This is a genomic window from Bacillus sp. BK450, assembly GCF_004364885.1.
Taxonomy (GTDB): Bacteria; Bacillota; Bacilli; order Bacillales; family Bacillaceae; genus Bacillus; species Bacillus safensis.
Genome location: NZ_SOBQ01000001.1, coordinates 55,829 through 68,501 on the forward strand (window position 1 = coordinate 55,829; position 12,673 = coordinate 68,501).

12 protein-coding genes are annotated in these 12,673 nt (G+C 40.0%); 7 read left to right on the top strand and 5 right to left on the bottom strand.

Annotated features, from left to right (window positions below; all coding sequences use genetic code 11):
- The first annotated feature begins 130 nt into the window (after window positions 1-130).
- From EV579_RS00285 to EV579_RS00295, 3 genes are read left to right on the top strand one after another with little or no spacing between them, the layout of a single operon-like run.
- On the top strand, window positions 131-847 hold the full coding sequence (locus EV579_RS00285) for a (Fe-S)-binding protein (RefSeq protein WP_133743773.1): 717 nt from the start codon (window positions 131-133) through the stop codon (window positions 845-847).
- A 19-nt stretch (window positions 848-866) separates the two neighbouring features.
- Window positions 867-2,291, top strand: a complete 1,425-nt coding sequence (locus tag EV579_RS00290) for a LutB/LldF family L-lactate oxidation iron-sulfur protein (RefSeq protein WP_133743774.1) — start codon at window positions 867-869, stop codon at window positions 2,289-2,291.
- Window positions 2,291-3,004, top strand: a complete 714-nt coding sequence (locus EV579_RS00295) for a LutC/YkgG family protein (protein WP_044335346.1) — start codon at window positions 2,291-2,293, stop codon at window positions 3,002-3,004. Before EV579_RS00290 ends, EV579_RS00295 begins: the two co-directional genes overlap by 1 nt.
- Before the next feature lie 294 nt (window positions 3,005-3,298).
- On the opposite strand, the gene EV579_RS00300 is transcribed toward EV579_RS00295, so the two are convergent.
- Entirely contained in the window at window positions 3,299-3,640 is a 342-nt protein-coding gene (locus EV579_RS00300; protein ID WP_024425154.1) for a winged helix-turn-helix transcriptional regulator, read from the bottom strand.
- A gap of 122 nt (window positions 3,641-3,762) precedes the next feature.
- Between EV579_RS00300 and EV579_RS00305 the strand changes: the two genes are divergently transcribed.
- Entirely contained in the window at window positions 3,763-4,344 is a 582-nt protein-coding gene (locus EV579_RS00305) for an NAD(P)H-dependent oxidoreductase (RefSeq protein ID WP_034621984.1), read from the top strand.
- Between the two features lie 228 nt (window positions 4,345-4,572).
- Here EV579_RS00305 and EV579_RS00310 read toward each other — a convergent pair whose 3' ends face one another.
- Entirely contained in the window at window positions 4,573-5,142 is a 570-nt protein-coding gene (locus EV579_RS00310) for a sugar O-acetyltransferase (protein ID WP_133743775.1), read from the bottom strand.
- A gap of 225 nt (window positions 5,143-5,367) precedes the next feature.
- Between EV579_RS00310 and EV579_RS00315 the strand changes: the two genes are divergently transcribed.
- The 3 genes from EV579_RS00315 (at window position 5,368) to EV579_RS19240 (ending at window position 7,237) form a co-directional block, all read left to right on the top strand.
- Window positions 5,368-6,549, top strand: coding sequence for an MFS transporter (locus EV579_RS00315; RefSeq protein ID WP_133743776.1), 1,182 nt, complete (start codon window positions 5,368-5,370; stop codon window positions 6,547-6,549).
- Window positions 6,550-6,732: 183 nt separating this feature from the next.
- Window positions 6,733-7,068: a hypothetical protein gene (locus EV579_RS00320; RefSeq protein ID WP_024425150.1), complete on the top strand. Its 336-nt coding sequence runs from the start codon at window positions 6,733-6,735 to the stop codon at window positions 7,066-7,068.
- Between the two features lie 43 nt (window positions 7,069-7,111).
- The gene (locus tag EV579_RS19240; RefSeq protein WP_254966705.1) at window positions 7,112-7,237 is read left to right on the top strand and encodes a hypothetical protein; all 126 of its coding nucleotides are present in this window, start codon (window positions 7,112-7,114) and stop codon (window positions 7,235-7,237) included.
- Between the two features lie 53 nt (window positions 7,238-7,290).
- Here EV579_RS19240 and parC read toward each other — a convergent pair whose 3' ends face one another.
- From parC to EV579_RS00335, 3 genes are all read right to left on the bottom strand, one after another.
- Complete coding sequence (gene parC / locus EV579_RS00325) at window positions 7,291-9,729, bottom strand: DNA topoisomerase IV subunit A (protein WP_133743777.1); 2,439 nt, start codon at window positions 9,727-9,729, stop codon at window positions 7,291-7,293.
- A gap of 2 nt (window positions 9,730-9,731) precedes the next feature.
- The gene (gene parE, locus EV579_RS00330) at window positions 9,732-11,699 is read right to left on the bottom strand and encodes a DNA topoisomerase IV subunit B (RefSeq protein ID WP_024425148.1); all 1,968 of its coding nucleotides are present in this window, start codon (window positions 11,697-11,699) and stop codon (window positions 9,732-9,734) included.
- Between the two features lie 417 nt (window positions 11,700-12,116).
- Window positions 12,117-12,530 carry a CoA-binding protein gene (locus tag EV579_RS00335; RefSeq protein WP_133743778.1) on the bottom strand — a complete coding sequence of 138 codons (414 nt, stop codon included), beginning with the start codon at window positions 12,528-12,530 and terminating at the stop codon, window positions 12,117-12,119.
- Window positions 12,531-12,673 lie beyond the last annotated feature (143 nt).

Genomic DNA, 12,673 nt, shown 5'->3' on the forward strand with positions numbered 1-12,673 from the left:
GAAGGGAATCATATTCATCTCACATGGAGAATACACAATAAAATACTTATGAAAGAAGGGGCCTGCTTTTACTTTTCAGTCATCAGCCGACCAGGTAAATCTAAATATTCGTTAAGAGGAGGTTTTAAAATTGAAAGTGAGCTTATTTATTACATGTTTAATTGATACTTTCCAGCCGAATGTCGGTAAGGCAACAGTTGAGATACTTGAACACCTTGGTTGTGAAGTATCCTTTCCTACATCACAAGTATGTTGTGGCCAGCCCGCCTATAATAGTGGCTATGTTGCCGAAGCCAAGCAAGCAGCGAAAAATATGATTCAAACCTTTGCAGATGCAGAGTATATAGTAACTCCCTCTGGTTCTTGTGCAGCGATGTTCCACGAATATCCACATATATTCAAAGGAGATGTTCAATGGGAGGAGCGAGCAAGGCGTCTTGCTGAGAAAACGTATGAACTAACTCAATTTATCGTAGAGGTTTTAAAGGTTACAGATGTAGGGGCACGTTTAAAAGGGAAAGCGACCTATCATACATCTTGTCATATGACACGTTTGCTAGGTGTGAAGGAAGCACCTTTTACGCTGCTTTCTAATGTAAAAGAATTAGAAGTTGAGCATCTTCCCAACGCCCAAAATTGCTGTGGATTTGGTGGAACTTTTTCTGTGAAAATGATGCCAATATCTGAACAAATGGTAGACGAAAAAGTAGAAAGTGTTGAACAGACAGGTGCGGACTATTTAATTAGTGCAGATTGTGGATGTTTAATGAATATCGGAGGACGAATAGAACGTTTAGGAAAATCAGCGCAGGTACTGCATATTGCAGAGGTATTAAATAGCCGTTAATTCAAGGGGGGAACACGACATGAGCATGAAAATTAGTGATAAAAAATTTAATGAACGTATTGATAAAGGAATCCAAGATTCTACGATGCGTGAAGCTGTGTCTACAGCTCAAGAACGCCTGTATACACGTCGTTTGGCAGCTAGTGAAGAGCTTGGGAACTGGGAAGAATGGCGCGATTTAGGGGAGCAAATCCGTCAACACACGCTGGAGAATTTAGATTATTACTTAATGCAATTAAGTGAAAATGTTACAAAACGCGGGGGACATGTCTTTTTTGCGAAAACAAAAGAAGACGCCGCTCAATACATGAAGGAAGTTGCAGAAAAAAAACAAGCCAAGAAAGTCGTGAAATCCAAATCAATGGTAACCGAAGAAATCGAAATGAATAAAACTTTAGAAGACATAGGTTGTGAAGTGGTAGAAAGTGACCTTGGCGAATACATTTTGCAAATTGATGATCATGAACCACCTTCCCACATCGTAGCGCCAGCTCTTCATATGAAAAAAGAACAAATTCGTGATGTATTTCAAGAAAAACTAGGTTATGGAAAGTCGGAGGATCCTTACGAGATGACAAAATTTGTTCGTAAAATCCTGCGCGAAAAATTTCTTGAAGCAGAAATCGGTGTCACCGGTTGCAATTTTGCCGTTGCAAATACAGGATCAATCTGTTTAGTGACCAATGAAGGAAATGCGGATCTTGTAACTGCTATTCCAAAAACGCAAATCGCTGTAATGGGAATGGAACGTCTTGTACCAACAATGGAGGAGCTGGATGTACTCGTTGGATTGCTTTGCAGAAGTGCAGTAGGGCAAAAGCTAACGAGTTACATTACAACAGTAGGGCCTAAATATGAAGAAGAGGCAGATGGTCCAGAAGAATTTCACCTTGTTGTCGTTGATAACGGCCGTTCTGAAATCTTAGGGTCTGAGTTCCAACAAGTATTACAATGCATCCGTTGTGCAGCATGTATTAATGTATGTCCAGTATATCGTCATGTCGGAGGACATTCTTATGGCTCTATCTATCCGGGGCCAATTGGTGCAGTATTAAGTCCACTTTTAGGTGGATATGACGATTATAAAGAACTGCCATATGCATCAACTCTTTGTGCAGCATGTACTGATGCTTGTCCAGTTAAAATTCCGCTACACGAACTACTTTTAAAACATCGTCAAGTAATTGTTGAAAAAGAAGGACGTGCTCCTCTCGGTGAGAAACTAGCGATGAAAATGTTTGGAATGGGAGCATCATCTGCTGCTCTATACAAACTAGGTACAAAAATGGCACCTGCAGCTATGAAGCCCATTGTATCAGGAGATCGAGTCTCCAAAGGAATTGGCCCATTAAAAAATTGGACTGAAATTCGAGAATTCCCAGCTCCAAGTAAAGAACGTTTTCGAGACTGGTTTGACAATCATAAAAAAGGTGGTGAAAAGTAATGAGAGGAACAGCTCAAAATCAGGAAGTTTTTTTAAATCATGTGGCTAAACAGCTGGGACGGGAAAGACGAATAAGTGGTGTTGTACGACCAGAGTGGAAGAATAACGTAAACTGGGATGTAATGAAAGGTTATACAGAAAAGGAGTTAATCGCTACGTTCACAGAGCACTGCAGCAAAATTCATACTACTGTTTTTGAAACAACAAAAGATCACTTAGCTGAAGCTTTAAAGAAAATTGTTGCTGAACATGGCGGGGGGCCCGTAATGACAGCCCAAGATTCACGTTTCAAAGAATATGGCTTAACAGATTTACTTGAAAAAGAATGGCCGGAAGAAAATATAGAGGTACATGTATGGGATTCAAAAAGAGGACGTGAAGCGAATCATTCCCTCGCCGAAAAAGCCAATATTGGTATTACATTCAGTGACTATGCACTTGCCGAGTCAGGAACAATTGTTGTAAAAACTCATGAGGGACAAGGGCGGGCACTTCACTTTTTGCCGACTGTCTATGTCACGATTATCCCGCGTGAAACGATTGTGGCACGTATTACACAGGCTGTTTCTGACCTAAACCAACGTGTGGAAAAGGGAGAAGCTGTTGCTTCTTGTATTCACTTTATTTCTGGACCAAGTAATTCTGCAGATATCGAAATGAATTTGGTCGTAGGTGTGCATGGACCTTTAAAAGCTTTTTATTTCATTGTGTAAGGTTGGTTGATATAAAAAATAGAGTTTCCATTTGGAATCTCTATTTTTTTCAAGGATTCCACGCAGGTCGTAAGAAATCTGGAATTGGCGGAGCAGATGGTAAACATGGTTTAGAAGAATTTTTACAAACTCATGTTGTTTATTTGCAGCATAACTCAAACAAAAAATAAGAGAAAGACAACTTAATATTTCATGAGATTTATCAATGTTCTAAGAGTATCTCAAGAGAGATGCTCTTTTTTTGACTGAATGTACACCCTTTTGCCTAAAAGTACAATTTCACTCAACGTCTAACTATTTTTTCATTTGTTCTTCACCCCAATAGCAAATCGCATCTAATACAGGGATCAATGATAATCCCTTTTCCGATAAACTATATTCTACTTTTGGAGGCACTTGAGGATATTCTTTACGATTAATTAACTGATCTGCTTCAAGCTCTTTTAGTGTATTGGTTAATGTTTTAAAAGAGATTGCCCCAAGCATTCGTTTCAACTGATTATAGCGAATAGGCGCATTGTTTGCATATAAAGCATACAGTACCGTCATCTTATATTTCCCACCAATTAATGATAAAGTGTACCCAAATCCAGTTTCTTTTAGATCAGCATGAGCTGTAAAGGATTCTTTGGTCATTTCACACTCTCCTTTAGGTTAGTATCGCACTTTAATTACCGTACTTGTAGTACGTTATAGCATACAATAAAATGAATGTACATCAAAATATGATGAAAATAACAAAAAAGGGTGAATGAATCATGAAAACAATTGTCTATGCACATCCTTGGGATGGAAGCTATAATCATGCCATTTTGACTTCCATTACAGAAAATCTAGAAACAAAGAGAGAACCATTTCAAGTGATCGATTTATATAAAGATGGGTTTAATCCCGTCTTTTCAGCTGAGGAATTGAAGTATTTTCATAAAGGAGAAACGCCTGATCAATTAGTTAAGGATTATCAAAAGAAATTAAGTCAGTCAACTGAATTAATATTTATATTTCCTGTCTGGTGGTGGGATTTACCTGCAATTTTAAAAGGATTTATTGATAAAGTCATGTTAAGAGGTTTCGCATTCTTAGAAGATAAAAACACTGGGGCTTTAAAAGGTTTATTGACAAATATTAAAAAAACAACCGTGATCTCAACATCTACAACAGATAAGGATTATATAGAATCTGAAGGTGGGAATGCGATTCAAAGCGTTTTTATTAACAGAACTCTTGCTGACTTGGGACTTAAAAATGAAGACACCAAATGGATTCATTTTTCGAGAGTTAACTTAACAACAGATGAAAAGAGGAAAGTATTTTTAAACGAAATATCCCAAAGTATTTAATTTACTGTAGCAGCCAATAAGGAAAGGCACAACCTTTACGACTGATCTAATTTATTGAGAAGGTGGTAGAGGTTGTGAAATTAAATATCGACACTCAAATATGTATTCTCATTTTTTAGTTTACATAATATATATTCTAGGAAGTTAAACAACCATTGAAATTCCCTTGTCTCAAAATTAAGTATACTTATCTTATTGAGACAAAATAGAAAAAATCAAAATCCAACGTTATTCGCGAGATTTTGATTCATCAAGATATTTAATGATTTTCGCAGGATTTCCGCCAACCACCACATTTGCTGGAACATTTTTTGTCACAACGGCACCAGATGCAATGACAGCATTGTCGCCAATTGTGACACCTGGATTAATAATAGCACCGCCGCCAATCCATACATGGTTTCCAATGATGACTGGTTTGCCGAATTCAATGCCTTTTGCACGTTCTATCGGGTCAAGCGGGTGTCCAGCCGTATAAATATGTACATTCGGACCTAATAAACAGTGATGTCCAATGGTAATTTTGCAAACATCTAATAACACTGCATCAAAATTTGCAAAAAAATGCTCACCAATCTCGATATTGTATCCGTAATCGCACTGCAGTCTTCCTTCAAAAACGACATCATTTCCGCAAGCGCCTAATAATTCCTTTAAAATGGATGTTCTTTTTTCTTGCTGATTGGTTTGCTGATATGCGTAAGTCAATTGTCTCGCTCTTTCACGATCTGCGATTAGTGTTTGGTCACTAGATACATAATGTTCTCCTTGGATCATTTTTTCCTTTTCACTTTTCATGTTGATCTCCTCCTCCCTTCTATTTATACCGATGCGATATGATTCCATCCTACCGCCCCCTTTATGTTTATTTTACCTTCTCATCATAAGAATTGGGAAGGAATGATTTCTTTTGACTAGAATTGACCTTGTTCCTCCAGCAAGTTATTTACGAATCAGCAAGTCTCATTTATAATCGAGTAGATTTGTTCAATAACATATATATCTTTAAATGTGAGGGATTAGATGGAATTAAAGTGGTATAAAGCAATTATTGTGATCTTTACGATGTCTGGGATCTCCATTTCTACATGGTTTTCACGGACACCGGAAGTGAGAGATTTATTACAAGCAAACACAGGAACAATGGGACTTATTTTACTCGGTTTATCCGTTGGTTCAATTGTTGGGCTTGTTCTTTCAAATGTATTCATCCGCAAAAAAGGCGGCCGAGTGGCGATTGTGATCAGTGCTTTTTTGATGTTCCTTGGATTTACTACTCTTGCCATTGGTTCAACACTCTCTTCTATCTTTGTCGTCACTTCTGGTCTTTTTCTTTTTGGCGCAGGCTCTGGCATGTGCAATGTGGCGATGAACTTAGAAGGAACAGAGATTGAGTACAGCATCAAGAAAACCATTCTGCCTATATTGCACGCTTCCTTTAGCATTGGGACTTTAATTGGAGCAGGTGCTGGTATTCTTTTTATCCATTTAGGGGTTTCTGTATTGATACACCTTCTCGCTATTGCCCTTCTGCTGTTCCTCAGCATATTGATTTGTACACGGTTTATTCCGCACGGGACAGGAAAGGATCAGCATGAGAAACAGTCCGATACAGTTGAGCCTACTCAAACGGCATGGCTGAACAAACGAACAATATCTCTTGCGATGATCGCCTTATGTCTTGCGTTTGTCGAAGGCTCGGCCAATGATTGGATTCCACTTGCAATGGTGGATGGCTACCAAGTTTCACATTCCATGAGTACAGTCATCTATGCTTTGTTTTTGTGTGGCATGATTAGCGGCAGACTGATCAGCGGACGTTTGATCGATCGCTTTGGCAGAGTATTATTGCTAAGAGTTGCGATTTTATCAGCAGCTGCCGGCCTATTCTTAGTCATTTTGAAGATTTCACTTGTTGTATGTATGATATCAATCTTTTTATGGGGACTTGGCGCATCTTTAGGTTTTCCGCTGACCATTTCTGCAGCTGGCGATGATAGCCGGTACGCTGTCAAACGCGTTAGTATTGTGACCTTATCTGGTTACACAGCCTCCCTTTCCGGTCCTCCTATTTTAGGTCTGCTTGCCAATCAGGTTGGACTGCTTCATGCCTTTATTTTTGTTCTATTTGCCATATGTATTGCAGGAATCTTTACTAAAGCTGTAGCAAAACCACATTCATTACAAGCGACTAAAAGTGTCTGATCCTTGATCATGGCACTTTTTTTAAATTTAAAAAATAAAATTGAAACCTTTCATGAAGTGAAACAGTCCTATAGATGTCGTGATGTTTATCGTTTTTTAAAGAGGGAAAGTAAAAAAATAAGACTTTTCAAATAACTGAAAACGTGGTAAGATCATGAAAATAACCAGGAAGGGGTGAGAAAAATGAAAAAAAATATGCTATTAAAATTAGGTGTTTTATGCATAGCACTTGCAAGTTTTCATTTGTTCTCAATGCCTCATTCCGTTCAGGTATACCATCATGCTAAGGTGGTTGCCGATCAAGAATCACATGAAATGAAAATCGTCCAGACAATGGGCGATGAAAAGAAACAAAAACATGTGAACGCAGTATTTGCCGCATTTACAGCACTGCTGATTATTGGCAGTATGACAGCTGGATTTGCACGCATCACTCATACTGATCGATTTGACCGGAAAAAGAAGCATTTACTTGCAGTGTTCTATCAATCTTCTTATTTCCGACAAGCTCGTGTTTAACCCAACCATCTAAATCAAAACAAAAATTGGGAGGTTTTACACGATGTTATTTTTCTTAAGAATTTTCATTCTAGGTCTTTTCTCTGTCACTTCACTTTCTCTTTTCGTCTACCAAGGAATTGAAGTAGTGCACGCCATTACAAGCATGTTTGGCAACCACGAGAGCTAAATGACCCGTATATAAAAGAAACCCCCTGCCAGTCGCAGGGGGTTTTCGTTTGCTTATTTATTGTCATCTGGTGCAGGTTCAGGTGTCAGAAGGACATGAGTCACTTCTCCCTGCTCTTCCTCATCTATAATAAATGATCCATTGCTATAGCGGTCATTTGCTCTTAAAGTAGAAATATCAAGTGGAATCGTTGTACCCTTTTCTGTATCTATCTCAAGTGTATCGTGCAGCGCTGCAGCGATCACAGCCACAATACGGTGCGGGTTTTTCTTTAATTCTCTCAGCATAAGAACTCCGCGTTTTGCTCTTGATGTTTTATCAAATTCAGAGAGGTTCATTCGCTTTACAGCCCCTCTTTGTGTCGTGAGCACAAGGACATCGTTTTTCGGATCAATGATCTGGCCAGAGACTACCTCGTCCCCTTCCTTCAAGTTGATTCCTTTGACACCGGCCGCTCTCGGTCCAACAACACTTACTTCTTCTTCATCAAACCACAAACCGTAACCATTTTTCGTTGCAATAAACAATTCCTGCTGTCCTGTTGTGACATGAACATCGACGAGTTCATCGTCACCTTTTAGGTTCAAGGCAACAAGCGGTTTCGAATAACGCTGCGCTTTATATTGAAGAAGCTCTGTTTTCTTCACCATTCCGCCTTTCGTAAAGAATAAAAGATATGATGTTTCATCAAATTCTTTTATTGGAATGGCTTTTTGGATTGATTCCTCGCGATCAATCGAAATGATATTCGTAATATGCTGCCCCATGTCTTTCCAGCGTATATCTGGCAGCTGGTGAACAGGACAATAAATGTAGCTTCCTTTATTCGTAAACAGCAGAAGAACATCCGTTGTATTCATTTCAAACTGATGAATCAAACGGTCAGTATCCTTCATACCAAAGTCCTTACCGTTAGAGGCAGCATAGGAGCGCTGGCTTGTTCGCTTAATGTAACCATCCTTCGTGACTGTCACATAAACATCCTCTGATGCGATCATCACTTCAAGGTTAATCTTAATTTCTTCGATTTTTTCCTCAATAACGGATCTTCTCTCATCAGCATATGTCTTTTTGAGCTTTTTCAGGCTGTTTGTAATGACCTTCAGCAGCTTTTTCTCGTTCGCTAAAATGTCTTCAAGCTCTGCTATGCGCACATCTAGCTCTCTTGCTTCGTCTCTTAATTGCGTAATATCTGTATTCGTTAAACGATATAACTGGAGTGAAACAATCGCTTCTGATTGTGCTTCTGTAAAGTCATATTTCGCCATCAAGTTGTTCTTTGCATCACGCTTATCATTAGAGGAGCGGATGGTGGCAATGACTTCATCTAAGATGGAAAGTGCCTTAATTAAGCCGTCGACAATATGGTGGCGTTCCTTCGCTTTTCGAAGCTCGTACGCTGAGCGGTTCGTCACCACTTCTTTTTGATGGGCAATATATGCATCTAGTACAGTGGTGAGCGTCATTAAGGTCGGTCTTCGATTATGTATCGCTACCATATTAAAGTTATATGGGATTTGCAGATCTGAGTTTTTATATAAGAAATTCAGCACACCATTTGCATCTGCTTCTTTTTTCAGCTCTACTACGATTCGAAGCCCAGTACGGTCTGTCTCATCTCGGACCTCTGAAATGCCTTCTACTTTTCTTTCAATTCGGAACTCGTCCATCTTTTTGACAAGATTGGCTTTATTCACTTCGTAAGGAATTTCTGTGATCACGATTTGCTGGCGTCCGCCGCGGATGGTTTCAATCTCCGCTTTGCCTCGAATCATAATCTTGCCTTTTCCTGTTTCATACGCCTTCTTAATACCGTCTACACCTTGAATGATACCGCCTGTTGGGAAATCTGGCCCTTTGATGACCGTCATTAAATCCTCAACCGTACAATGCGGCTGTTCGATTCGTTTAATAACGCCATCAATGACTTCTCCCAAGTGATGCGGCGGGATATCTGTGGCATACCCAGCTGAAATCCCTGTTGATCCATTCACGAGGAGGTTTGGGAACATCGCTGGTAATACAACGGGCTCTCTGCTTGTATCATCAAAGTTTGCGACAAATTCGACCGTTTCCTTGTCTAAGTCCTTTAAAAGCTCTGAAGCAATAGCAGACAGCCTTGCTTCCGTATAACGCATGGCAGCAGGCGGATCACCATCGATACTCCCGTTATTCCCGTGCATCTCAATCAGTACATTTCGTACTTTCCACTCCTGACTCATTCTTACCATCGCTTCATAAACAGATGAGTCTCCGTGCGGGTGATAGTTACCAATCACGTTACCGACTGTTTTAGCGGCTTTACGGAAGTTTTTATCCTGCGTATTTCCTTCTGCATACATCGCATATAAAATTCTTCGTTGTACGGGTTTTAGTCCATCACGTGCATCTGGAAGCGCACGGTCTTGGATAATATATTTACTATAGCGGCCAAAGCGGTCGCCGATTACTTCTTCTAATGGTAAATCATGAAATCGTTCTTGTTGTGCCATGTTTAAACCTCCTCAGCTAGCGACAAGTTTTCATTTTCAAGAATGTTGCTTTCCTCATCAAGTCCAAAGGCGACATTCTTTTCAATCCATTTACGGCGTGGTTCTACTTTATCACCCATTAGAGTTGTGACGCGGCGTTCCACACGTGCAGCATCATCAATTTTGACCCTGACAAGTGTTCTCGATTCTGGATTCATTGTCGTTTCCCATAGCTGGTCGGCATTCATTTCACCTAACCCTTTGTAGCGCTGAATCGTGTACCCTTTTCCAACTTTCTTCAATACATCATCCATTTCTTCATCAGACCATGCGTACTCAATGATTTCTTTTTTCCCTGAGCCTTTGCTGACTTTATATAAAGGCGGGAGTGCAATAAACACTTTGCCATGCTCAATCAGCGGCTTCATATAGCGGTAGAAGAATGTTAAGAGAAGCACTTGAATATGCGCTCCATCCGTATCCGCATCTGTCATGATCACGATTTTGTCATAATTGATGTCTTCTACATTAAAATCGACACCGACGCCTCCACCAATTGCATGAATAATGGTGTTGATTTCTTCGTTTTTGAAAATATCAGCAAGCTTTGCTTTTTCTGTATTGATGACCTTTCCGCGCAGCGGCAGCACCGCCTGGAATTTACGGTCGCGCCCCTGTTTTGCTGACCCGCCCGCTGAGTCACCCTCTACTAGGTATAGTTCGTTTCTTGCTGGGTTTCTAGATTGGGCAGGTGTTAATTTTCCGCTCAGCGTGGCTTCAGACTTTTTCCGTTTCTTGCCGCTCCTTGCTTCTTCACGGGCTTTTCTAGCAGCCTCTCTTGCCTGCTGCGCTTTAATTGCTTTTTTCACAAGAAGAGTGGCTGTTTCCCGGTTTTCTTCAAGGAAATACGCAAGTTTTTCAGAAATGACAGCATCAACAGCTGAACGTGCCTCACTTGTCCCAAGCTTTCCTTTTGTCTGCCCTTCAAATTGAAGCAGTTCTTCAGGAATTCTGACAGAAATAATAGCAGACAGTCCTTCGCGAATATCAGTACCTTCTAAATTTTTGTCTTTTTCTTTTAAAAGAGCGACTTTGCGAGCATATTCGTTAAAGGCTCTCGTCATGGCCGTTTTGGCACCAGACTCATGTGTTCCGCCATCTTTTGTTCTGACGTTATTAACGAAGGAAAGGATATTTTCCGAATAGCCATCATTAAATTGAAAAGCAAAATCTACTTCAATGGACTGATGCTCTCCTTCAAATGAGACGACTTCACTCAGAACATCTTTTTCTTCATTTAAATAAGCAACAAAGGCTTCAATGCCTGTCTCATAATAAAACGTTTCTTGTACATCATGCCGTTCATCGATCAGCTCTATTTTTAACCCTTTTAATAAAAAGGCAGATTCTCTTAAACGCTCTGATAATGTATCGAAATTATAGGTCGTAACACTGAACATGGTAGGGTCCGGCTTAAAATGAATCAGTGTCCCCGTTTTTTTCGATTTTCCGATTTTTTCGAGTGATGTGACAGGTTTACCGCCGTTTTCAAAGCGCTGATGATAAATAAATCCGTCACGTTCAATTGTGACAGTGAGCCATTCTGACAGCGCGTTCACAACAGATGCCCCAACTCCGTGAAGTCCACCACTTGTTTTATATCCGCCTTGACCAAATTTTCCGCCTGCGTGCAGGACCGTTAAAATGATCTCAGGTGTCGGTTTTCCAAGCTTATGCATACCAGTAGGCATTCCACGCCCTTTATCTTGGACGGAAATGCTGTTATCTTTATGTATTTTGACAATGATATGATCTCCATGGCCAGCGAGCACTTCATCGACAGAGTTGTCTACAATCTCATAGACAAGGTGATGAAGACCGCGCGAATCCGTAGATCCAATATACATCCCTGGACGTTTACGGACCGCTTCAAGCCCCTCTAGCACCTGAATAGAATCATCGTTATAATCTACTTGCTGCTTTTTAACCAAATGCTTAATCCCCTTTCACTAACAAACATAACCGGCTAATCATCAAATGATCTCTCTAGATTTTAATGATGATCATGCTGCTCATTACTGTCCACTTTAATAAGCTGCATCATCATCATGCATGTGTAATTCCCCAATACATGCTCTTTTGCACAGCTATGAGAACCATTCTACATTCTGCAATCAGAACTAGAAGTCCATTATAAACAAGACTGTTTCATAAGCCAAATGCAATCATATGATGGTTTTAGCAAAACAGAACAAATGTTCTATATTGATCTTATCGCGCTTTTTCTCGATATGCAAGGTCGCCGATATGTCCCTGTCGCCTTATTTTATCGCTTTCTTTCAGAATCGCAAATATATTTCTGCAACAAAAAAGCAAAAATCCTTGAAAAACCAAGGATTTTTGACGATTTAATGAGTTTTTGTCATCGCATGAGCCACCTTGATACATAAATCCATGATGGCGACCTTGCCATTTTCCTCAATCAGCCTTTTCGCTTCTTCGTGATATATGCCTTGCTGCGCCCAAAAAACAGGTGCGTCTATTTGGAGAAACTCTTCTGCCACCTCTGGTAAAAACTCTGAACGTCTAAAGACATTGACGATATCAACAGGCTCTTTTATATCTTTTAAAGAAGCGACTGCTTTCACACCGAGTGCTTCATCGATCGTTGGATTCACTGGGATCATCTCATACCCGGCATCCTGCATCGCCTTAGACACCATATAAGACGTCCGGTGCGGCTGATCTGATAATCCAACCACAGCAATTCGTTTACTGCTTTTTAATATACGGCCGATTTCTTCTTTCGTAGGATTGTTCATCAAGACACTCCTTTTCCTCCATTTTAGCGAATTTCTGCTTAAAAACAAAGCCGAATCCATCTGCTTTCGATTTTTTCAAAAAAGTTCCCCATGTTTTTCACAAGATCATGTTAAAATGTAAGACAAGAGGGAGAATATAAAGG

Excerpts from the sequence above, each read along its gene's own strand:
- EV579_RS00290 (WP_133743774.1), top strand. The coding sequence starts at position 867 with ATGAGCATGAAAATTAGTGATAAAAAATTTAATGAACGTATTGATAAA.
- EV579_RS00295 (WP_044335346.1), top strand. The coding sequence starts at position 2,291 with ATGAGAGGAACAGCTCAAAATCAGGAAGTTTTTTTAAATCATGTGGCT.
- EV579_RS00300 (WP_024425154.1), bottom strand. The coding sequence starts at position 3,640 with ATGACCAAAGAATCCTTTACAGCTCATGCTGATCTAAAAGAAACTGGA.
- EV579_RS00305 (WP_034621984.1), top strand. The coding sequence starts at position 3,763 with ATGAAAACAATTGTCTATGCACATCCTTGGGATGGAAGCTATAATCAT.
- EV579_RS00310 (WP_133743775.1), bottom strand. The coding sequence starts at position 5,142 with ATGAAAAGTGAAAAGGAAAAAATGATCCAAGGAGAACATTATGTATCT.
- EV579_RS00315 (WP_133743776.1), top strand. The coding sequence starts at position 5,368 with ATGGAATTAAAGTGGTATAAAGCAATTATTGTGATCTTTACGATGTCT.
- EV579_RS00320 (WP_024425150.1), top strand. The coding sequence starts at position 6,733 with ATGAAAAAAAATATGCTATTAAAATTAGGTGTTTTATGCATAGCACTT.
- EV579_RS19240 (WP_254966705.1), top strand. The coding sequence starts at position 7,112 with ATGTTATTTTTCTTAAGAATTTTCATTCTAGGTCTTTTCTCTGTCACT.
- parC (WP_133743777.1), bottom strand. The coding sequence starts at position 9,729 with ATGGCACAACAAGAACGATTTCATGATTTACCATTAGAAGAAGTAATC.
- EV579_RS00335 (WP_133743778.1), bottom strand. The coding sequence starts at position 12,530 with ATGAACAATCCTACGAAAGAAGAAATCGGCCGTATATTAAAAAGCAGT.